The organism is Desulfovibrio cuneatus DSM 11391 (assembly GCF_000430005.1).
In the GTDB taxonomy this organism is placed as follows: domain Bacteria; phylum Desulfobacterota; class Desulfovibrionia; order Desulfovibrionales; family Desulfovibrionaceae; genus Frigididesulfovibrio; species Frigididesulfovibrio cuneatus.
On record NZ_AUCY01000011.1, the window covers coordinates 114900 to 136306 of the forward strand.

General features: G+C 48.0%; 27 protein-coding genes. 16 read left to right on the plus strand and 11 right to left on the minus strand.

Features of this window, described 5'->3' with window-relative positions; all coding sequences use genetic code 11:
* Positions 1-43 precede the first annotated feature (43 nt).
* A complete protein-coding gene (locus tag G497_RS0102080; RefSeq protein ID WP_027186904.1) occupies positions 44-1162 on the minus strand; it encodes an isochorismate synthase in 1119 nt (372 codons plus the stop codon).
* Complete coding sequence (locus G497_RS0102085; protein ID WP_027186905.1) at positions 1152-1589, minus strand: PaaI family thioesterase; 438 nt, start codon at positions 1587-1589, stop codon at positions 1152-1154. The genes G497_RS0102080 and G497_RS0102085 overlap by 11 nt, the downstream gene beginning before the upstream one ends.
* Before the next feature lie 413 nt (positions 1590-2002).
* Between G497_RS0102085 and G497_RS0102090 the strand changes: the two genes are divergently transcribed.
* From G497_RS0102090 to G497_RS0102110, 5 genes are all read left to right on the plus strand, one after another.
* Positions 2003-2275 carry a CD3324 family protein gene (locus tag G497_RS0102090; protein WP_027186906.1) on the plus strand — a complete coding sequence of 91 codons (273 nt, stop codon included), beginning with the start codon at positions 2003-2005 and terminating at the stop codon, positions 2273-2275.
* A 146-nt stretch (positions 2276-2421) separates the two neighbouring features.
* Positions 2422-2988, plus strand: a complete 567-nt coding sequence (locus G497_RS0102095; protein ID WP_034636162.1) for a GNAT family N-acetyltransferase — start codon at positions 2422-2424, stop codon at positions 2986-2988.
* A 138-nt stretch (positions 2989-3126) separates the two neighbouring features.
* A complete protein-coding gene (locus tag G497_RS0102100; RefSeq protein ID WP_027186908.1) occupies positions 3127-3873 on the plus strand; it encodes an SAM-dependent methyltransferase in 747 nt (248 codons plus the stop codon).
* Positions 3874-4090: 217 nt separating this feature from the next.
* Complete coding sequence (locus G497_RS0102105; protein WP_027186909.1) at positions 4091-4555, plus strand: MarR family winged helix-turn-helix transcriptional regulator; 465 nt, start codon at positions 4091-4093, stop codon at positions 4553-4555.
* A 10-nt stretch (positions 4556-4565) separates the two neighbouring features.
* The gene (locus G497_RS0102110) at positions 4566-4976 is read left to right on the plus strand and encodes an SRPBCC family protein (RefSeq protein WP_027186910.1); all 411 of its coding nucleotides are present in this window, start codon (positions 4566-4568) and stop codon (positions 4974-4976) included.
* 332 nt (positions 4977-5308) lie between these two features.
* Here the strand turns inward: G497_RS0102110 and G497_RS0102115 are convergent, their stop codons facing one another.
* From G497_RS0102115 to G497_RS0102135, 5 genes are all read right to left on the minus strand, one after another.
* On the minus strand, positions 5309-5677 hold the full coding sequence (locus G497_RS0102115) for a hypothetical protein (RefSeq protein WP_027186911.1): 369 nt from the start codon (positions 5675-5677) through the stop codon (positions 5309-5311).
* A 45-nt stretch (positions 5678-5722) separates the two neighbouring features.
* Entirely contained in the window at positions 5723-6610 is an 888-nt protein-coding gene (locus G497_RS0102120) for a CPBP family intramembrane glutamic endopeptidase (RefSeq protein ID WP_027186912.1), read from the minus strand.
* Between the two features lie 62 nt (positions 6611-6672).
* Positions 6673-7503, minus strand: a complete 831-nt coding sequence (locus tag G497_RS0102125) for a MipA/OmpV family protein (protein ID WP_034636163.1) — start codon at positions 7501-7503, stop codon at positions 6673-6675.
* The gene (locus G497_RS0102130; protein ID WP_027186914.1) at positions 7490-8146 is read right to left on the minus strand and encodes a TetR/AcrR family transcriptional regulator; all 657 of its coding nucleotides are present in this window, start codon (positions 8144-8146) and stop codon (positions 7490-7492) included. The genes G497_RS0102125 and G497_RS0102130 overlap by 14 nt, the downstream gene beginning before the upstream one ends.
* A 380-nt stretch (positions 8147-8526) precedes the next feature.
* Complete coding sequence (locus tag G497_RS0102135; RefSeq protein ID WP_439328855.1) at positions 8527-8820, minus strand: DUF3781 domain-containing protein; 294 nt, start codon at positions 8818-8820, stop codon at positions 8527-8529.
* Positions 8821-9294: 474 nt separating this feature from the next.
* Between G497_RS0102135 and G497_RS0102140 the strand changes: the two genes are divergently transcribed.
* The 4 genes from G497_RS0102140 to G497_RS0102150 all read left to right on the plus strand — a co-directional run bounded on the left by G497_RS0102140 (position 9295) and on the right by G497_RS0102150 (position 11546).
* Complete coding sequence (locus G497_RS0102140) at positions 9295-9588, plus strand: CopG family ribbon-helix-helix protein (RefSeq protein WP_027186916.1); 294 nt, start codon at positions 9295-9297, stop codon at positions 9586-9588.
* Positions 9576-9884 carry a type II toxin-antitoxin system RelE/ParE family toxin gene (locus G497_RS0102145; RefSeq protein ID WP_027186917.1) on the plus strand — a complete coding sequence of 103 codons (309 nt, stop codon included), beginning with the start codon at positions 9576-9578 and terminating at the stop codon, positions 9882-9884. The genes G497_RS0102140 and G497_RS0102145 overlap by 13 nt, the downstream gene beginning before the upstream one ends.
* A gap of 173 nt (positions 9885-10057) precedes the next feature.
* Entirely contained in the window at positions 10058-10369 is a 312-nt protein-coding gene (locus G497_RS20750) for a helix-turn-helix domain-containing protein (protein ID WP_034636164.1), read from the plus strand.
* Complete coding sequence (locus tag G497_RS0102150) at positions 10359-11546, plus strand: type II toxin-antitoxin system HipA family toxin (RefSeq protein ID WP_027186918.1); 1188 nt, start codon at positions 10359-10361, stop codon at positions 11544-11546. Before G497_RS20750 ends, G497_RS0102150 begins: the two co-directional genes overlap by 11 nt.
* Positions 11547-11608: 62 nt before the next feature.
* Here the strand turns inward: G497_RS0102150 and G497_RS0102155 are convergent, their stop codons facing one another.
* From G497_RS0102155 to G497_RS16270, 3 genes are all read right to left on the minus strand, one after another.
* Complete coding sequence (locus tag G497_RS0102155) at positions 11609-12007, minus strand: hypothetical protein (RefSeq protein WP_027186919.1); 399 nt, start codon at positions 12005-12007, stop codon at positions 11609-11611.
* 290 nt (positions 12008-12297) lie between these two features.
* Positions 12298-12858, minus strand: coding sequence for a GNAT family N-acetyltransferase (locus tag G497_RS16265; RefSeq protein ID WP_245576333.1), 561 nt, complete (start codon positions 12856-12858; stop codon positions 12298-12300).
* On the minus strand, positions 12818-13681 hold the full coding sequence (locus G497_RS16270) for a class I SAM-dependent methyltransferase (RefSeq protein WP_051257741.1): 864 nt from the start codon (positions 13679-13681) through the stop codon (positions 12818-12820). Before G497_RS16270 ends, G497_RS16265 begins: the two co-directional genes overlap by 41 nt.
* Before the next feature lie 343 nt (positions 13682-14024).
* Between G497_RS16270 and G497_RS16275 the strand changes: the two genes are divergently transcribed.
* The 6 genes from G497_RS16275 to G497_RS18815 all read left to right on the plus strand — a co-directional run bounded on the left by G497_RS16275 (position 14025) and on the right by G497_RS18815 (position 17307).
* Positions 14025-14663, plus strand: a complete 639-nt coding sequence (locus G497_RS16275; protein WP_084515898.1) for a lytic transglycosylase domain-containing protein — start codon at positions 14025-14027, stop codon at positions 14661-14663.
* Positions 14557-14817, plus strand: a complete 261-nt coding sequence (locus G497_RS20850; RefSeq protein ID WP_084515902.1) for a plasmid mobilization protein — start codon at positions 14557-14559, stop codon at positions 14815-14817. Before G497_RS16275 ends, G497_RS20850 begins: the two co-directional genes overlap by 107 nt.
* On the plus strand, positions 14814-15284 hold the full coding sequence (locus G497_RS16280) for a relaxase/mobilization nuclease domain-containing protein (RefSeq protein WP_051257742.1): 471 nt from the start codon (positions 14814-14816) through the stop codon (positions 15282-15284). Before G497_RS20850 ends, G497_RS16280 begins: the two co-directional genes overlap by 4 nt.
* A gap of 85 nt (positions 15285-15369) precedes the next feature.
* Positions 15370-16602: a tyrosine-type recombinase/integrase gene (locus G497_RS0102185; protein WP_027186920.1), complete on the plus strand. Its 1233-nt coding sequence runs from the start codon at positions 15370-15372 to the stop codon at positions 16600-16602.
* A gap of 173 nt (positions 16603-16775) precedes the next feature.
* Positions 16776-16988, plus strand: coding sequence for a helix-turn-helix transcriptional regulator (locus tag G497_RS0102190; protein ID WP_027186921.1), 213 nt, complete (start codon positions 16776-16778; stop codon positions 16986-16988).
* A complete protein-coding gene (locus tag G497_RS18815) occupies positions 16978-17307 on the plus strand; it encodes a TraK family protein (RefSeq protein WP_051257743.1) in 330 nt (109 codons plus the stop codon). Before G497_RS0102190 ends, G497_RS18815 begins: the two co-directional genes overlap by 11 nt.
* 291 nt (positions 17308-17598) lie before the next feature.
* Here the strand turns inward: G497_RS18815 and G497_RS0102200 are convergent, their stop codons facing one another.
* Positions 17599-20580 carry a hypothetical protein gene (locus G497_RS0102200; RefSeq protein ID WP_156907885.1) on the minus strand — a complete coding sequence of 994 codons (2982 nt, stop codon included), beginning with the start codon at positions 20578-20580 and terminating at the stop codon, positions 17599-17601.
* Between the two features lie 86 nt (positions 20581-20666).
* Between G497_RS0102200 and G497_RS0102205 the strand changes: the two genes are divergently transcribed.
* A partial coding sequence (locus G497_RS0102205; protein WP_027186923.1) for an IS30 family transposase occupies positions 20667-21407 on the plus strand: 741 nt, incomplete at its 3' end.

The window sequence follows — 21407 nt, forward strand, 5'->3', positions numbered from 1 at the left end:
TCTAGGGAAACGCTGATTTATTCCGTTTGGCAAGGCAAGTGTTTCATTGCGCGTGCAGCAGGGAAAGCAGGGTGTGTATCTTCGCTTCTGTTTCCTGCCATTCTGCGTGTAGCTGTGAAGCCGCCAGCAACCCCCCGCCAGCGAACAGGGCAATTTCTTCTGCCATAATGCGCATGCAGCGCAGGGTAACATACAGCCCGGTGGGGCCTTTGGGGTTAAGCCAGCCGGAAAAGCCGGAATAGTACAGCCTTTGGTATTGTTCGTGCTGCAAAATGAATTGGTAGGCTTCTTCTTTGGGCATGCCGCACACAGCCGGGGTGGGGTGCAGGCTGGCCAGCAGGTCGCCCAGGGGGCTTTCCGGCGGCAGGGAAAAGCGAAACGCTGTTTTTAAGTGGGCCAGTGCCCCGGCAATAACGGTGCAGGGCTCGCTTTCCTGAATATTGTGGCCATAGGCGGCAAGGCGCTGGCGCATATATTGGGTTACAAGGGCTTGTTCGTGTCTGTTCTTTTCGTCCCATTGCAGGGGGGTGGTGCTGTTTTCCATGGCAATGGTGCCTGCAAGGGCCACCGTTTCCCACTGGGGGCCCTGCTTTACCAACAGCATTTCCGGGGTGCTGGCAAGCCATGCCCCGCTGGTGGGGGTATACACCAGCATGACAAAGGCGGTGGGGTAGGCTTTGCATGCTTTTTGAAAAAACAGGCCAGGGGAAAAAGCCGCAGGGCGGGGGTGCGTTGCCGCGCGTGAAAGCACCAGTTTTTGGTACTGCCCACTGTGCACTGCCTGCAAAAACGTGGCAAAGGCCTGCTCATAGTGGGCAAAGCTGTTGGCTGTTACTTTGGGGCAGGCTACAGGGGAAGGGGCCGTGCGCGGAGGCTGGTTGGATATGGCCTGAATATGGGTTTGGGCATGGGCAATGCATGGTGCTTCCCCTTGCACCACAACATCGGGGCGCAGCAGCAACAAAGGGGTGGCAGGGGTTATGGCAAATGGGGCGAACACATAGCCTGTTTGCCCGTTAAGTTCTGCAAAGCTGTGCAGGCACTCATGCCCGCCGTTATGCTGCATAACAAGGGTGGGGTGCGCCGCTTCAGGCTGGCGGAACAGGGCAAAGCTTGTGTTGCTTGCGATGAGGCTGTCAAAAACGCGGTAATCAGCCACCATAAGGCACGGCCTTGCTGGGAATAATGGCGTTGGTCACACGTACCGAAGAAATAAGTTTGTCTGTTTGCAGGGAATATACGTCCACATTCCACACGTGGGAAGATTTTCCCTTGTGCAGCAGTGTGGCCCTTGCTTCCACCGTTTCCCCCATGCTGGCGGAATGCATGTGGCTTGCGCTTACCTGCATGCCCACGCAGCGTGCATCCTTTGCGCATAGCAACAAGGAACCGGCCCCGGCTATTGTTTCCGCCAGGGCAATGGTGGCCCCGCCATGCAGCTTGCCAAAAGGCTGGCATGTTCTGGCATCAACAGGCATGGTGGCGTGCAGGCAGTTTTCATCTGCCTTGGTAAACACAATGCCAAGGCTTTGCATAAGGGTGCCCTGTGACTGCTGGTTAAGGGCGCTGACAAACTGCTCGTGTTTCATATATAAATGGGGGGTAAGTGTTAAGGGCAGTGAAGCATTTGCCGTGGCTAAAAAGGGGGGTGCATTGCCGTTGCCTAGGAACAACTACCCGAATTTGAGCAATTTTACAATGCAATCCATTGAGCAATACAAGGGCATAGCAACGTGGCGTGTTGTGTGCTTTTTCAGGTATATTCCATTCTGCCATGCAGGGGCCAACGCTTATTCAAGCCATAGTCTTACGTATTGCGTATCCTGAATTGACAAAAGTGCGTAAGGCTCATATGTTTCATTTCGCAAACTTTTACCAAGGATATTTTATGATTAACTCAGTGGATAGTGTTCGTTACGCCTAGCAAGAGCTATTGCGTAACAGAATAGTTTTTTAGGCAATAGCTCTTGCTCGATCCTGATACAAAATTAGGAGGAGCTTAATGAGCTATAAAAAAGCAAACGATGTATTGCCGCATGATTTGTTGCATGCGGTGCAGCAGTATATAGACGGCGAATATATTTATATTCCACGCAAGGCAGACAACAAGTTGCCGTGGGGTACATATACAGAGACAAAGAAGGATATTCAGGCAAGGAACAGGGAAATTCTAGCCAAACGTCTGGCTGGTAGCTCTGTTGTTGAATTGTCCGAGCAGTATTTTTTGTCCATAAAGGCTATATACAAAATACTTAGTACCGTTAAGAGCGGCTAATCTGCAAGCGCCCTGATAGATATCTGGGCGCTTTCTTTTTTCTGAAAATAGAAGTGGAATGTATAATGCTTACAGTTCTAGTATAGTGTGCGATGCACTTATTCGTCATGGCTGAAAAAAATGACAGTGAACTCAAAGGAGCATCTATGCCACTCAATATCACTATCCGAAGCACAACAGTTGACGATCTTGTCACTATTACGGATGTGCACACCCTAGGCTTCGGCTATGAAAAGGAAGCCCGTCTTACCGCTGCGCTGCTCGCAGACGCAACCGCCACCCCCACCGTCTCATTGCTCGCTCTGCATGATGGAGCACCCGTGGGGCACATCCTCTTTACCCGTGTCCGTCTGAACGGCAGAGATGACCCACTATTGCATATTCTGGCTCCTTTGGCTGTCACGCCGGAATATCAACGGAAAGGAGTGGGCGGCGCTTTGATCCGAAATGGAATCGAAAAACTTCGCAGCATGGGCTCTAAGCTCGTTTTTGTGCTGGGACACAAAGAATATTACCCTCGCCACGGTTTTACACTGCACGCGTTACGCCATGGCTATCAGCCACCATATCCAATTCCTGAAGAGAATAGCGCTTACTGGATGTTTCAGCCTCTTACTCCCGAAGCCGTAAATATTGAAACAGGAATACTCCAATGCGCTGATGCTCTGCACCACCCCGCCCATTGGCGCGACGACGGTGGTGCAGAAATATGACTGCGCCTGTTCTTTTTCCTTACACAGGTATGCGAGTGCTTCTAGAATAGACTGGTTTTACAAGTTTCCCCAGAATATTGAGGAGCAATGAAGCCAGTGGCAAATTTATTACACAATTTAGAAAAAAGGAGTTTTCCAGTGGATATCCCACGTATTTACAACATTACCGAAAGTGCTCACCGCATCCACAACCCGTTTACGCCAGAAAAGTACGCTACGCTCGGCAGGGTATTGCGCCTGAAGCCAGAAACTCGCGTGCTTGACCTTGGCAGCGGTTCCGGCGAGATGCTATGCACCTGGGCTCGCGATTACAAAATCACTGGCACTGGCATTGATATGAGCCAATTATTCTCCGAGCAAGCGATACTTCGTGCTCAAGATCTGGGAGTTGCCGACCAGGTAAACTTTATCCATGGAGACGCTGCTGGTTATGTCGCCGTTGAAAAGGTTGGCGTAGCTGCCTGCGTTGGGGCAACATGGATTGGTGGCGGAGTGGCCGGGACCATCGAACTACTGGCAAAAAGCCTCAGCCCGGAGGGCATCATCCTCATTGGCGAGCCTTACTGGCTACAGTTGCCACCATCAGAAGACGTTGCCAAGGGATGCTGCGCCAATTCTATTTCCGATTTTCTTGTGCTTCCGGAGCTTATCGCGTCTTTCGGCGACCTCGGCTACGACGTTGTGGAAATGGTTCTGGCAGATCAGGAAGGCTGGGACAGATACGAGGCGGCCAAGTGGCTCACCATGCGTAACTGGCTCAAAGAGAATCCTGACGACGATTTTGCGAAAGAAGTTCGTGCGCAACTAACCTCAGAACCAAAACGCTACGCCACGTATACGCGTGCATACCTTGGATGGGGCGTGTTCGCGCTGATGGCGCGGTGAGAGCAAGTAGTGACAGCGGCGGAGCAAAAGAGGGGAAATACGTGCTGTATGGGGCATGAGTAATGGAGGAGTTTTTAAGGAAATGGAATTCTTAACGAATAAGTGGTGCTCACTTGACATTTGTAAGTATACTTACTATATGTACACTTACTATATGTACACTTACGTTATGGATGCTTGGCATCGGCTTCTCATTTGGTAAACACGGCGAGGTGACATGGGTTTTTCTTCAAAATATACACCAAACGCAGACGCGTCTTTAGGGTTTGCCTTTATCAGAGCATATAACCTTTGGCATGCCGAGATAAAACGCAGCTTGCTTCCCCATGGCATAACGCACCCGCAGTTTGTTTTTCTCGCGTGCACGGGCTTTTTGTTACAGAAGGAAGAGCCTGTGACCCAGGCCATGATTGCGGGTTTTTCTGACATGGATGCCATGACTGTTTCCCAAGTAGCAACTCTTCTTGAAAGAAAACACTTCATTGAAAGGAAGCCGCACCCCACAGACACAAGGGCAAAGTCGATCCGCTTGACGGAAAAAGGAAGCAAGGTGCTGCAAAAGACCCTGCCCATTGTTGAAAACGTTGATCAAACGTTTTTTTCCCCATTAGGGAAGCGCCAAAAGCTTCTCTTGCAAATGCTCCTGGAACTGACAACACTTTCTGACACAGCACAATTATAAAGGATGATATATGTTTTACTGGTCATGCGAAGCAACAGCAACGACAACTGCCACACCAGAACAAATATGGAATTTGTGGACAAACCTGGACTCCTGGCCACAATGGGACACCGACGTGGCTTGGGCGAAACTTGAAACCTCATTTGTGCAAGGTGCATACTTCCGCATGAAGCCAACAAATGGTCCGGCAATGCGCTGTTTGTTGCAGGAAGTGACCCATTTGCATTCGTTCAGCACGCTTTCCCGGCTACCACTGACAAAGGTGTCCTTTACACATGTCTTTTCAGAAGGCACCCTTTGCCATAAGGTTGAAATGCGGGGCTGGCTTACACCGCTATTCAAACAATTGTTTGGCTATAAGATAGAGAAGGAACTGTCTTCGGTTGTCAGGAGCCTGGCTGTACTGGCTGAAGGCTCATAAATGTATTTGGGTCATGACTATCATGGCGCAACTTTCTGGTATTGACAGGTAGTTTTAAGTAGTTAATAGTCCTACAGAGAGGTTTAAGCCATGCAACAACATAGAGCAACAACACCTGCTTCTGTAAAACTCCCCAACCCTTTGCGCGAGCGGATCAAAAATCTTGCCGATGCCAGGAATTAATCCGCACACGCCATTATGCTGCAAGCCATAGAAAATTATGTTGAGCGGGAAGAGAAACGTGAAGCACTTTGAGACTACAGGAGAAATCTCTCTGTCTTCTCTTTTGTCCATTGCTATGGTCCTTAACGACCTTGAGGCCTTCACTAAAATTAATGAACTGATGTGACTGCCTGGAGCGCTTTTTCCAATGCCTCCCACGATTCTGCAACCTCTCCAGCCTTGCGGCAGATGTATTTGCCGAACAACTGGACAAGTGGACGAATAAACCGGGGACGGTGAAACTGATAACATACCCGCAAAATTTCTTGACGCGAAAATGGTTCCTGCCTGCCCTTGTTGGTCACGCGCAGCAAGGACATTCCGGGAGCGACTATCTCAAAATAAGCACGCTTTATTTCGCCATTAACGGTGAATTGTTCTGCGGCTAGCAACGCCGCCACACTTTCAGCGGAAGCATGTTCAAAAAGCATGGATAGGTTTATCCAGAGATTCTGTTCTCTTTCGGTGACTCTGTTCAAAGCGGTTCTCCTTGCAATGGCCGGATTCCGGCGTTGCGTTTGTCATCAAGCGAGTGTCGGTCTTGTCGCGAAGAAAAAATCTGTATCTTTCCAAATAATGACAGCTGCGACAGCGGTGCATACCACTGTGACCAGACACTTTGTCTCATTTGTCACCATAAAAAGTTCAGACGAGAGCACGGCTGACACATGAAAGATGATGGCCAGCGGGATACTTCTGTCGTTTCTGAAATACAACCAGTTGGTGATGATCGTCAGCGGCACAACGCTGACGAAGAAATTGAATGCAAACAAAGGATTTTCGGCAAACAGGCGGTAGTGGTAGTACCCCTTGATGAAAAACAACGGCAGATGCCACAGCGACCAGAGAATGCCGAAAAGTATGGCTGAGTTGAAAATGTTGCCGCACTTGTGTTGCAGGCTGTCTATGCCGTAACTGCTCCAACCAAGTTCCTCGATTGCTGGCGCGAGAAAAATGATAATAAGACTGAAAAGTGGGCTGCCTTCCATCACTCCAATGGAAGGAGACAATCGTAACTGGCTGAGTGACTGCCCTATAAGCGGAGAGAGTAAAATGGCAACTACTATGACAGCGGGAACCAGCAAAACAGCCACCAGCCAGAAACGTAGGGGAGTGTGACAAAATCGGAACATCCTCTGCCGGATGTCCTGCCGCAATATGCCAGGACCTGAAAAGAAAAACGCAGCGACAGCAGGCCCAAACAGGCCGAGCAGCATCAAAACGCCAATCATCACTTCACCGTTTTGCCGGTGGCTATAGTAAGCGGCGCTAAACCAGAAGCACCAACTTAAGGCAAATGCACAGGTAAAAAAGCCAACTGGCCTGTATACAACATGTTTGGACATACTTTCCTTCTTGCGCGAAGCACGGGGGTTTACTTCCAAAAGCCTGTATACAACATGTTTGGACATACTTTCCTTCTTTGTGGCGTGTAATTCACCGTTATTACTAGAGAAAAAAAAGAAACACCGAATTAGTAGCTCCAGGAGAGTGATATGCCCGTGGTGCTTTGGTCGGCGGACCCTTTTTTTACCAGTGGAGAATCAGCGGCAGGCCCAGTGAGTCTTTTGTATTCATAAAAGACGCCCAGGTTGTAATACTCAAAAAAGGTATAGTTTAATGCGGGTTTGATGCTGACGTGTTTGATACCGCCGTCGGGGCTGTAACGGTCATATCCTGAACGCTGGCTTTGTTTCCCGGTAATGCCGAAAAACTGTTTGTTATACTCGGAGTCGGCAAACTGGGCCGAAGCCTGCAGTGCAAAGGAAAGGTTTGTGATAAGAGGCTGGTTGTATGTCAGGCTCACATCGGCAGTAAACCCCTTGGCATCGCCCAGGTCGTGCAGCGCTGTTACCTCTGCCCCCAGGCGTTGGTGGAATTGCCAGTTAAAAAACGCGCCAGCTTCAACGCCGCCATCGACATCGCCCAATCCTTTGAGAAGGTCACTGGCGTTCTCTTTGCGCCCAAATCGATAGGTAAGTACCGGACCCGCAGTGATCGTTGGAGTAGAGATGATGTTAACTCCAGCGCCTTTCAGCGTGGAGATGAAGAAGTATTTGTTGCTGTATTCAATCAGGGGAAAGGGCATGACCTTATAGGAATCCGCACCTTCGAACTCTGGCATGACAATGCCAGCAGCTCCTATGGAAATGTGGTGGTCAAGCCCGTCACTGGAGGAGGTGTTTTCTTGCGCGTGGACTGGTGCCGTAAACAGGAGAAATAACAAAAAAGAAGAAAAGAACGGTCGAAATAATGTAAAACACTTCACAATAGCCTCTTTAGCTGGAATATTACCTGTTGACACCTCCTTTACGCTGCAGTTGCTCTTCATACCGTGCATGAATGTAGCTGAAGCTGCCCTTTTCAACACCAAGGAGGGTTTCCGCAATTATTGAGAATGCCTTTGCTTTTTCCAGAAGTTCCTCTGGTTGCCAGGGAAATATCGTTTCATCCAGCAAGAACTCCGAAGCGGCAAGCAAAAACTCCACTTTTTCTTGTGGTTGCTCTGTTTTGAATGTTCCTTCACGTACTCCTTGCTGTACAATTTCCGTCATAATCGGTGAAAGCCGCAGCACAGAAGCTACCATGCTCTTTTGGTGCATTTCCGCATTGTTTACCTGATGCGATTCGGCAACCATCTTGTCTTTATGTGATGTATCGCGCCCTTCACCGGTGATAAGGCGGTACATTTTTTCATGCGCTGTCAAGCTTGCGTTATCAGCAATAGCTTTTGCCGATGCAATTTCCTTGTTGATTAATCTGTCAACAATGGCGTCCATAACCTCTTCTTTGGACTTGAAGTAGTGGTAGAACGTTCCCTTTGCTACGTTAACGGCCTCGATAATGTCGTTAATGGTGGTCTTGTTGTATCCTTTGCTGGCAAACAACGATTCAGCGGTATCAAGAAACTCATTCAGCCGCTCACCGTGTTCTTTAACGATACGCATACATACCTCACCACACCTCACTGACCGACGGTCAGTCAGTAATAGCGCATTACAAATTATGAGTCAAGTGACCCGTTATAAAAATGAAAGACTCAGAACACTTACTGCTCCTTGTGCATATTTCATCATAGTATGGCCCGTCTGTACATCCTGAAAAAGAGACTGCCCCGGTTATTCGGGGCAGCTAATACTATTTATTTCCTGATTTACCAGCACACTCAGGCCAGCCCGTGCAACCGCAAAAGTCATAGCCACCTGTGCCGTTTTTGCTGGAGGATTCGAGAATAAGCAGTTTTGCACATATGACATTTCCTTGTGGAGGCCGTCATGCAGCGCTGGGTTGGGGCGTAAGGCCCGCAGGAATTTGCCGTAAACCGGATTTATACTTTCATCTTGTGGGCAGTGATTATCGTATAGCTATGGGCATTCACGGTTATTCTGCAATCTCCTACCTCTGCATACCAGTTCTTCCCTTTTCTGGTGATAGAGCAATGAGGGGCACAAATGGCTTGCTTGCACCAATCAACAACATCCCATGTGTCTAAATGCAGGTTCGTTTTGATCCGCTCCATGCCCAGTTTGGTTGTGTGCAGTTTGTCTAGATGGAGAAGTAATTCATTTTTCATAAAAGCCACGCTGCTAAAATTCAATGTTTGGTTGGGTAGTATTACCATATTTATAGATGCAATGAAATCCTATTACATGGCAGACCTATTTCCCACCTTGGGAATGCAATTTTTCTCAAAAGAAAACTCCCATTTCGTTGTATGCCAAGGCATTTGAAACGAAATGGGAGTTCTTGGAATCAATTTTTGGCGGAGAGGGTGGGATTCGAAATATAAATATAATAATTTGAAATAATTAGTAAAAATATTTCATAATTTAAAAATCTTCTTTTTTGTACCCAAAAGTATACACAAAACTTTTGAGTGTGTGGTTTCGAATACCGTGGCACAACGATTTTATGACTTTTCATTGTCCAAATAAATTTGTTACTGGACAGTGACGCCCATTTTGTCTTGAGGCAAGAAGAACGCATAACTCTCTGTTCTGCAATGATAAATACAAATTTCGACTATCATGGTGCAACTTTCTGATGTTGACAGGTAGTTTTAAGTAGTTAATAGTCCTACAGAGAGGTTTAAGCCATGCAACAACATATACCAACAACACCTGCTTCTGTAAAACTTCCCAACCCTTTGCGAGAGCGGATCAAGAATCTTGCCGACGCCAGGAATCAATCCGCACACGCCATTATGCTGCAAGCCATAGAGAACTACGTCGAGCGGGAAGAGAAACGTGAAGCACTTCGCCAGGAAGCCAAGGCAGCACATGAGCATTATGTGCAAACTGGCCTGCATTTGACCAACGCAGAAGTTGTAGAATGGATGGATAAGATTATCCAGGGCGAAACGGTGCCCATGCCCAAATGCCATATCTAGTCCATTGGACAAGCGATGCATCTGCCGGGCTGGAAAAGGCTTACCTGTTCCTGGCGGACAAAAGTGAAGAGGCGGCAGTCGGCGCAATCAAGGCCATTCGAGAAAAGGTGTTGCTCTTAGAGCAGTTCCCCAATGCTGGCCGTCCTGCGGATGATATGGAACCGGAATGCCGGGAACTGCTCGTTCCCTTTGGTGGTGCCGGATACGTGCTTGTTTACGAAGTGCTGGGCAACTCGGTTTACATTCTGGCGCTGAAGCATCAGAAAGAAGCCGGGTATTACGAAGCTGGCAGTTGAGGTGACCTCCATGAGGCAGAATGCTTGCGAGAAATACTGAGCCTATGCAATAGAGCTTGATCCTACGGTTTTTGAAATACACATACAAATTTTATACAGTTGAGGTCATAAGAGAGGATTGCAATCGTCTCGTATTTTAGCTATTATGGCAAAAATTAATAATAAGAGCTCATATGCTAGACGAAAATCTTAAAACACCACAAGAAGTTCGCCGTGACATTGCTGCTAGGGCGCAAGCTCGGCGTCTCGCGCTCAATATAAGCCAAACGGAACTGGCAGCGCGGAGCGGTGTCTCCCTTGGTTCTGTGAAGCGCTTTGAGACTACGGGAGAAATCTCTCTGTCTTCTCTTTTGTCCATTGCAATGGTTCTTAACGACCTTGAGGCCTTTACGGAATTATTCAGCCCTCCACGCCGGGAGAATCTGTTCACACTGGAAGGCCCCACAACCCGCAAACGAGCCCGGAGAAAACGCCATGAATCTTGACGTTCATTTGCATTCCCATGGTGAACGCCGCTATGTGGGTAAACTTGCTGCACAAGCCCCGCAGTCCAGCCAAAGAGGGCGAATCCTTTTTCAATATGCGCCAGAATTCATTGACTCAGGTATCAGTATCTCGCCGTTCAAGCTTCCTCTCAGCCCGGAGGTCAAGGAAGACTCCAAACGTACCTTTGACGGTCTGTTCGGTGTATTTAATGACAGTCTGCCGGACGGCTGGGGGTTGCTTCTGCTGGACAGGGCTTTACGTAAAAAGGGATCGTCCATGCAGGCCTGTCTGCCCTTGCAACGCCTTGCCATGGTGGGGACGCATGGAATGGGGGCACTCGAATATACCCCCGCCCCGGAAATTATAGAGGTCAAGGCAGATGAGGCTGTTTCTGTGGCGGAATTGGATGCCCTGGCTGAAGAGTCTCTCCGAGTTTTGCGTGATGCGCCCGTGGATGCGGGACAGTTGGACAGGCTCATACAACTTAACGGCTCATCCGCCGGGGCCAGGCCAAAAATTTTGGTGAACGTCTCGGAGGAGTACCGCATTGTTCCCCAAGGAGCTGGGGAACCCTGGATTATTAAATTCCGCTCAGCGCATGAAGCACCGGACACAGGGCTGGTTGAATATGCTTACTCCATCGCAGCCAGAGAGGCCGGGCTTGATATGCCCGAGACGCATCTCTTCCCGTCCGAGGCCACAGCGGGCTACTTTGGCGTCAAGCGCTTTGACAGAGTGCAGGGCACAAAAGTGCATGTGCATACCGCCTGCGGTCTCTTGCACGCCTCGCATCGTGAACCGTCACTCACCTATGAAAGCCTGCTGCGCCTGACACTGCTGCTGACTAAAGACATGCGCGAAGTCCAAAAGATGGTGCGCCTCATGGTGTTCAACGTGCGTTCGGGAAACAAAGACGACCACTCCAAGAATTTTTCCTTCCTACTGGATAAGGACAACCAGTGGCGCATGGCTCCGGTTTACGACCTGACTCCTTCCGAGGGTATTAATGGGGAGCAGACTTGCATGGTCAACAACAAGGGCCTCAATATCACCGAAAAGGACTTGCAGGCCGCTGCTGCGACAGTAGATGTGAATGCTCGGACAGTGATCGAGATGATCCAACAGGTGGATGAGGCGTTGGCGAACGTAGAAAAGCAAGATAGTTTAGCCTCATGACTTATCAATTTTCAAACAGGAAGTCCTCCCTGTATAGCAAGGACTTCCTGTTGTTTGATTAGCTATAAAATGTCTTCAATTGCTAGCACACGAACCAAGCGCTTTTTTTGTTTTCCTTCAACAAAAGTGTAACTCGTGGCAGACGTAATAATCTTTCCTTTGTTTAATGGCTTTTGTCGGTGCACATCATAGCCAAACGGTTCTAAGACAAATTTTACATAAGAACCAACAGCCTGCCTCAGAAACATATCATTGGTAATATCAAAATTTTGCCCTGCTTTATTCTCAACTTCGTCAATAACCCCCTCAAGAGCAGGTCTTCCATGTTCTGTAGCAATGATCATTTTATCCACTGCCTCAGGGCTTTCAAGAAATTCAAAGACCTGCTCGATAGCTCTAGAGTTTCGGTACTTCTGATACTTCGCATAATCGTTTGAATTGAAAAAATCATCAAATGACATAATGTCTCCTTTGTTTTGTTGCTTTAGACATTAATAATTTACATATTTAAAAAATAATTGTCAATAGTTCGGTGTATTGTAATTGTCATAATCTTGCCTCTATGTGCCTCGGCGTCCCAACACCCGCCAATGGTTTCATTGATCTTGATATGCGCACCATCGTGCAGGCTTCCGGCATAGGGCAGCGCCGTTGTGAACGCGCCATCTCCCTGCTCAAGCAGGCGGGGTTCGTGCGAGTAAAGCAACCACGACGCCAAAAATCCCCAAGAGACAAAAATGAAAGAGCGGAACTATACCACCAAACGCATGGCAATGCGATCCGTTAAGCCACAGAGCCTTTCTTCTTCAAGAATATCCTTGAGGAATGAAGGCGTATCTGCGCTATTTATCGCTGCAAAGCCCAGCTTGGCATACAGTGGCGCATTCCAGGGCACATGAACAAATGTGGTCAAATAGAGTTCTGGCTTTTTGAGCAACCGCAAGTGTTCCACAACCTGCATGACAAGCGCTGAACCTATCCCCTTGCGCATATGGTCGGGGTGTACATCCATTTGGGCCAGTAGCGCGGCATCTGCAACCATCTGCACAAGCGCATAGCCAACAGGTTTTCCATCCCCGGCAAGAGCCACCCAGAGAAGGCCATCTTCAACAGCTTCAAGCAGGGGTTCTATTGGTGTGGAGTCTGAACGAATGTACTCTGGTATGGAGCCGGGAGGAAAAATACCCGCAGCTGCCACTTCAATTGCAGCCAGCAACGGGACATGGTCTGCTGTGGCTTGCGTTATGGTGTAGCCTTGAGGCACTTTCATATCAATCTGCCACATTGTCTGTAAGATCTTTTCGGCAAACAAATGTTTGCAGCTTTCCTCGAAAATCAGAGCCTGCTGGCCACTCCTCATCATCAAGAACTTTTACAACAGGCAGCTTCGCCGCGTGTAGCATTTCTTGATACTTTTCAAGCCAATACGCCTGCATGAATGAGGCATACTGCCGCACCGTTGCAGTGGCGGCATCCATAATAAAATACCGGGAAAGAGTGCTGGAGCCCTCAACACTCCAACTGTTTTCCTGCAAACAGAGGTGGGGATTTTCGGAGAACAGGCCACTGGCATGACGCTGCCATGTGGCGGGGGCGGAGCCGACGGCGTGGACCGCTTCAAAGGTATGCGCTTCAAGAATAAATAAACCGCCGTTGCGTAGCATTTCCGCGCAGTTTTTTAGTATTGCGTTGGCGTCCTGGTGGGTAAACACGTTGAATTCGCCAAAAGTCATGATGATACAGTCAAACTTTTGCGCAGACGTGTATGTGCGAATGTCGCACAGGGCATATTCTATCGCTAGGCCCGACTCAGTTGCTTGCTTTCTGGCGTACTCAATGGAGGCTGGAGAAAAATCCACCCCAACACAGTGGTGCCCCAATGCCGCCAGCTTTTGCGTGTAGAAACCCGGCCCGCAACCAAGGTCTAGAATGTACGATGGGTTTTGTAATTGCTTTGCAAGCCAAGCCGCTTGCCTGGAGATGAGTTCATTGCGTCTGCTGGCCCAATCGTGTTCCTGAGCCAGATGGTTCTCGAGCATTCTCTGGCTGAATCCCGGCTCATCCCAAGGAATTTTGGCTCCTTGCACGTTCTCGGAATTTTGTTTGTTCGATACGGCGAATTCTGTAAGATTCATAAATGTTCTCATATCCTAAAGGTATCTGTGGCTCCTCAATATACTGCACATCACGTCATCTGAAAAGCCTTGCAGCATGTTGCAAGAATTTGCAGCATTGTGAATGCGTTTCAAACACTCATAAAATATCTTGTCGCAATCTAAAACATAGTGAAATCACTGTTCTTACTCATATTTTTTTAAATATCGCGTGATATGCTGCAACCGCTTCAGAGGACAGGACAAAGGAAGTGTACCCACCTTTTCAAGGTAGGTACCTTCCAGTCCTGCCCTTACCCCACGTTGGGGGGGCGGGTTTGCTTATTCGCCTTTGGCTCAACGCTCTTTCAAGAGGAGAAACTCCATGAAAAAAATGGTAGCAACTATCTTGTTTCTTCTGCTTCTGCACACCTCACACGCCCTGGCCAATGAACCTCCGGCAGCATTGGTACAGGCCATTGCCCGGCAGGAATCCGGGCTGAATCCCCTGGCCATAAATGTGGCCGGAAAAAGTTATGCACCTTCCAGCAAGGAAGAGGCTACCCAGATAATTCAGGCAGCCATGCAGGCAGGCTTGTCTTTTGATGTTGGCAAGATGCAGATAAACCGCTGGTGGATTGAGCGCTTTTCCCTTGACCCTGTTTCTCTGCTTGACCCGGCAATCAATGAGGCCTGGGGCAAGCGTATTTTGGCAGCGGAAATAGCCAGGCACGGCCTGAACTGGCAGGCAGTTGGCAAATACCATTCTCCAGACACGGAGCGCGGCAGGCAGTATGCCTGGCTTGTTTACAAACATTACGCAGGCCAAGGAGCCTCCAAGCAATCTTCGGAGCCCCCTCATGCCCAGCAAAAAGATAATTCTCAGAACGTATCTGACCCCGGAAGAATACGAGCAAATCAGAGCTTCAGCCAACAAGGCGGGGCTGTCACTTTCCACCTTCAGCAAAAGAGTGTGCCTTGGGTATTTCGTCCCAAGTCTGGAACATCAGGCCGCGCGAATTGAGCTACGCAGGCTGAAAGGCGACTTGGGCAGGCTTGGCGGATTGGTGAAGCAGGCCCTGGCCAATGGAGCCGACAGGCAAACGGTTCACCGTCTTTTACAGGAACTGGACGCCCGGCAGCGGGAGGTTCAAAAAGCGGTGGTACTCATACGATGATAAGCAAAAAAGTGGGCATTGCCCCGCAAAGTGATAACTATGCCAAGCTGGCTGCCTACATTGCCGATGCCGGGCATGGAGGCGAAAAGTGTCTCATGAGTTGGAGTGCTGGCTGCCTGGGTGATGATGATTACCAGAATGGCATTGCCGAGGTGCTGGACGTGCAGGCCTTGAACCGCCGCACCCAGCAGTGCAAAACCTATCATCTTGTCATTAGTTTTCGCCCAGAGGATGAAGCCACACTCACCCCCGAACTCTTCACGACCATTGAAAGGCGCTTTGCCGCAGCCTTGGGTTATGAGGAACACCAGCGCCATTGTGGGGTGCATAAAAATACAGGCAACCTGCACATGCACATTGCCTACAACATGATCTCTATAGAGTTATCCCATGGTGTCCGGGGATGTGTGAAAAGCACGTTATTTCAAGAAATTATCAACGCAATGCAAGTAAGACAATCCACCTAAGGCCAGTGATGAACTCCATAAATAGGGGTCAATCAGGGGTATTGAAGAAATTTTTAGGGGGTTGTTCTTGAGGAGGGCTAACTCTATGGCACGACTGGTAAAACCGCTGACGGCCACTCAGGTGCAGAACGCGAAACCTAAAGAATCCATGTATAAACTCTTTGACGGCGGTGGTTTATTCTTACAAGTTACTCCGGCTGGCGGCAAGCATTGGAAGCTGAAATACCGCAGGGATGACGGCAAGGAAGGTTTGTTGTCCTTTGGTGCGTATCCGGACGTGTCATTGGAGCAGGCCCGAAAAAAACGTGATGAGGCGCGAACGCAGAAGGCGGCGGGCATTGACCCTGCCGAAGCCAAACGCCGAGAAAAGCTGGAACGCACCGACAGAGCCAAAAACACCTTTGAAGCAGTCGCCGTGGAGTGGCTGGAGGTGCATAGCTCTAAGGTCGCGGAGAAGTCGTTGCTCCGCTATAAATACCTGTTGGAAAAATACGCCTTCCCGCTGTTAGGGAAAATGCCCGTGAACAGCTTGAAATCTCCTGATTTTCTTGAAGTCATGCGCCGCGTTGAGGCCATGAATCATTTGGCGTCCGTAAGGTTTATATATTCGGCGTGCGGCATGGTCATGCGCTTTGCCGCAGCAACAGGGCGGGCAGATTTTGACCCTTTGCCCGCCTTGCGGGGAAGTATGAAAAGTCACAAACCCAAGCATCACGCGGCAACGACAAAACCGGAGGAAGTCGGGCGGATTTTGCGGATACTGTGGCAGTATCGCGGCACATATGTAATAACTGCCGCCTTGAAATTTTCCCCGTATGTATTTGTGCGGCCCGGTGAATTGCGTAAAGCGAAGTGGGAAGAGATAGATTTTGACGCCTGCGAGTGGCGTTATCATGTGACCAAAACAAACATTCCGCATATCGTTCCCCTTGCACCGCAAGTCATGTCGATATTGAAAGAACTGCATCCGCTTACCTGCCACAAGGAATATGTGTTTCCCAGCTTGCGGGAGGCGCGTAAGCCCATGAGCCATAGCGCCATTGTCTATGCGCTGCGTGGTGCGGGCATCGGTGCTGATGAACTGACCGCGCACGGATTCAGGGCTATGGCCCGTACCCTGCTTGATGAAGTTCTCGGTGAGCGATACGATCTTATAGAGCACCAGTTGGCGCACACTGTACGCGACCCTAACGGGCGGGCCTACAATCGTACGCAGCATTTACCGGAACGCCACCGCATGATGAGGCGTTGGGCTGCGTATCTCGACAATCTCCGGGAAGGCAAAAACGAGATACCGCCTTTTGAGGTGAAGGCATAGCGCATGCCCCGGCCAAAAAAGTCCAGGCTGCACGGCTGAACATGAAAAAGTTTATATTTATCTTTTGATTCAGCAAGCCACGAGCTTCTTTTGCAGAGAGCCTATGCGCTCCTTTGACCACAGTGTCCGAGGAGCGCATTTTTTTGTTCAACGTGTAGCAAAAGGAGCATTGTATGCTTACCAACATTCCTGCAACCGGTTTTCTTCGTCTGCCTCAAGTTCTGTCCATCATCCCCATCAGCAAAAGCGCATGGTGGGCTGGTTGCAAAACAGGCCGCTTCCCCAAGCCCATAAAGCTTGGCCCCCGCACTACAGTCTGGAAGGTTGAAGATATTACCGCACTCATTGAAAGTGTGAATAGCCAGCAGGCCCGCCATGACCGATAACACAATTAACCCACGCAAATTCTACACTGCCCGTGCAGAATACTTTGCCTGCCGTGAAGATGTGGAAACCATGCTCCGACAGGGCTACAGTATTCGCTTGATTTATGAGCGCATGGAAGAGAAACAACGGATTACATGCAGCTATTCAGCATTTTGCGATTATGTACGCGGGAATGGCAAGCGGCTGCACTCCAGAAAAAAGGGAGCGCCAAAAGCACCCGCAGCTATTCCCATGAGGCCAGAAAGTCCCAGAGGATTCAACCAAAACATGGGTACTTTTCCAGACCCGCGCACCATGAATGTCACAGATGCACTATAGACGGCATAGGCATACAATGTGAAAATATTGCCCATAATGAACGTAAATAATGAAAAAACATATCCAATCATATTAAATTTGGAACAATTGCCCAGATTCAACGCAACAAGCAAAACAAGCTCCATAATGGGCAAGCTGCGTTCAATATTTACGTTCGTATAACATCGTATGGTCACTTGAGAGGACAGGACAAAGGAAGTGTACCTACCTTTTTAAGGTAGGCCTCTTCCAGTCCTGCCCTCACTTGGGTTCGGGGTTGCTTATTCGCCCTGGCGGGCTCAACGCAAATAATCAAAGTTGGTCTTCTTCATCTCTTTTACGGTATTGTGCAATTTCTTTTTGGAGAGCCACCTGTGTATCCCGTGCCCAACTTACGACAACAGGATTATGATGACTTAGCCATTCTTTTAGCAACGGTAAATATTGCTTAAGGTAAGGAACTTTTGAATCAATCCATCCGGTTGGGCCAAGGCGGAGCCGCAAAGAATGGAGTGCTGCTGCTGTTATTTCTCGATTCTCAGCTATTATACGTTGGAGTAACGGGTGCCATTGTAACTTCCCATCTTGTTCTATTGCATGTGGAACCCATGACAGAATAAAGTCGAAGCGTAACTCACTATCCGCATGCTTTGCCCAGGGAACATACAGGTCTTCAGGCAAAAAGCTAAGAACACTAGGCGTTGCTCCAGAAAGCCCGTCATCTGGGGCAAAAGAGAGTTTGAGCCATGAACGATTCTTGGGATTTGCATAGGCAGTCGCAATTTCTTCCCAAACAAGTTGTGGGTATCTCTCTATTAATATTTTTACGATTGTATATTTAGCATGACGTAGGGGGTCATAAATTACAATTTTCGAGCTATCTATGTACAATAAAGAATTCAAAATATTCTTTGCGAAAATTTCATCACAATATCCTGCGGATACAATGTGTGAAAACAATGTCTCAATTTCATAGGATTTGGTTGACTGACATTCATCTATTAAGTCTTTGGACAGCAAAAGCTTCTTTAGATGCTCAGATAATATTGTTGTTTTAATGTTACTACTATGTAGATACATGATTAATATCTGTATTGACACCTCAAAACCATCAATTCCGTGCTGTTCTAGCTGTGATACAAATCTCACTATAGTGTCTTCTGAAAAATGCTCTAAACGTCTACCGCAAGATAATTGCCAACAATCAAAAGGGGTAATTACTCCAGATCCCAATGATGTGATAATCAGTTCTAGATCGTTATCTGTAAGCTCTCTTGCCATTAACATCTCAACAACATGTTTTCTTAGCAAAGGACTTTCAAGAGCTTTACTCATGCATGACTCAGCAGAATCAAACGTATTTTTGCTCACACCTGCAAGGAATGCCATTAATGCTCTAGGGTTAAACTCAATATTATTGTCATCTATACAAGTTAGGATTTCCGTAAAAAGAAATTCAGGATGAGCACACTCTTTACCCAATACTTCCATAAAAGCAAAAGGCGACTTTATATCAGGCGAGACAATACGTACTGCGGCTTCCCTAGCCATAGCCATATCATTAGAAATTTTTACAGCTAGTTCTTGTGCCATCCTATCAGAATAGTAAAAATCATTTGAAGAAGGATTGTTTGAATACACAATATCTGGGTTATGTATTTTAATATGATGTTCCTTTGAGTAAAAAACGGCTAGTTCAATCAGGTTATCAGGCATTAACCTAGCAGCAAATTTGCGTACTTTTGCAACATACTTCACACTGCTACCTTTACGGCTATCAAAATATAGCCAATCATGAATGGCATAGATGGCTTCAGGCCATGTTCGCGACTGTTGGGTAATAGAGGTAACGACAGCAGCCAGTTCATCAAATATCTGAGGGTAATCAAGTAAATGCCTTAAACGCGATGCAAGTTTCTTTTTAGCTATGTTGGAATAAGCTTCATTACTACTTAGGGCAATTTTAGCTAGCCGCTTTATGGCTTCTAAATAAAAATCATACACTTCCCCCCATGTTTTAGGACTCCAATCCTCCAAAGGAGGATTACATCCAAGTTGCTCTGCCCCACATGAGCGAGTGAAATGGGATTCAAGCATTTCGCTAAGTGCATCAATGCATACACACTGAGTAGCTACACATGAAGAAGACAATCCCTCATCAATCACTGCAAGCCGCATAGAAGGCTCAGCTTCAGTTCCACTCAGTTGTAAATGAAATAGCTGTTTAAAATATCCTGTTGCATTGTTGCTATATACAGTTTCTGTTTCCGCAGCTGCCAGCCGAAGAAGTAGCCGTGCTGCAGGAAAAAAGGTAGCTCGTGGAAAACACAATTTTTCTAATGCCCAAACAATATATTTCCGACCATGAACAAAAGCCTTGAGGTCTTCATGCGAGAGTGGCTCAAATATGCGCGATAAAGAAGTTATTGCCATTTCAGGCATGACACCAGCCAAATGATAAAAAAAGTTACTCCCACGACCTTGCGATATCGCCTCGTAATTGCCAAAGTATTCCTCAGATAAGAGTTGCGTAGTAATAACCCGCGCTGAATCAGAGTGGTTGAGCCACGCAAGCTGCTTTACAAAACGGCTTTGTAGCTCATCTGGGAGGCCATCACATAAAAACTGACGTGTTGTTGGTGCCATAAGTTCAAGAGCTTTTTCCGCAAAGTACAGGCTTAATGGCAATGGCTTCGCTTTATAATAGTCCCCTAAACGCTCAACTACTCCTCTTTGAATAAAATCACCAAGATGCCTATACATTGATTCGGGAGGAACCTCCGTAAGCGTGGAGGAAATTGCCTGGATTTCTTTAAACTTATCCCCATCACACCCAAGATGCCCAAATAAGCAAAGTGTCTCAAAAACTCTACGAGCCGCAGGCTCAATGCTACATCCACCAATCATGCGTTCTGCAAGCTCACCAACGCTGGCAATAGGATTGCCACCATCTTTCATTGCTATGCCAACAAGAATTGCCATAGCAGGTGATCCTCCTGTAAAATTAACTGCAAAAGCCTCAAGGCTACTAGCCCCCAGTTGCTTAACCAGAGTGCCTATGTCTTTGTCTTCTAACTTGTCAGCTATAACTACAATTGTTTTACTGGAATGCCTAACAGTACTATCACTATTGATAGTAATCAGGCGCACTCGTGAATCTTTACAGGAAATATGCTTAGCCAAGTTCTTATGGCTTTCATCGTCACATTCATCAACAACAAGAATAGAATCAAACGGCTGTCCACTTAAGGCAATAGCAAGCTGAAGGGCTTTTTCTTTAACGGGCGGATTCAAGTCGTAAGTGCAACACCCCCGGTGTTGGATAAAAAAGCAAGGTGCGGTAATACCTTAGCTCTCTATCCACCACAGATGAGGGAACTATGCACTACACGCACCTTGCCAAGGAAGAACGCTATTACATTTTCTGTAGTCTGAAAAGCGGTAAATCCATGAGAACCATAGCGAGTGAATTGAATCGCAGCACCGCTACAGTTAGTCGAGAGTATGCCCGCAACAAGGGGTTGCGCGGTTATCGCTACCAGCAGGCTGAAAGGAAAAGCCAAGAAAGGCAGGCCCATAAAGGAAAGACTCAGATTTCACCTGCAACATGGCTGGCAATCGAGCAAATGATTTGCCACGACTTGAGTCCAGAGCAAGTGTCAGGCGCGCTTGCGCTGCAAGGAGTAAGCGTTAGTCACGAATGGATTTACCAGCGCATTCTCGCCAACAGGAAGACCGGGGGCACGCTGTACACACATTTACGTTGTCAGCGTAAGCGTAAAAGACGATATGGCAAGCCGGACAGGCGGGGCCAGATCAAAGATCGCATCAGCATTGACCTGCGGCCGAGGGTTGTGGATGAACGCTCACGCCTTGGAGACTGGGAGGCCGACGTGGTTGAGGGCAGTAAGGGCGGCCCCGTTCTTGTTACCCTGGCAGAGAGGAAAAGCCGTTTGACGTTGGTAGGTAAAGCGCAAAATAAGTCTGCCAGTGAAGTCACAAGGGTTATCCTTGGACTTTTGAGTCCCATCAAGGAATATGTGCACACCATCACCTATGACAATGGCAAGGAATTCAGCTACCACGCTGAGATTTCCAGCAAGCTTGAGGCCAATGGTTAT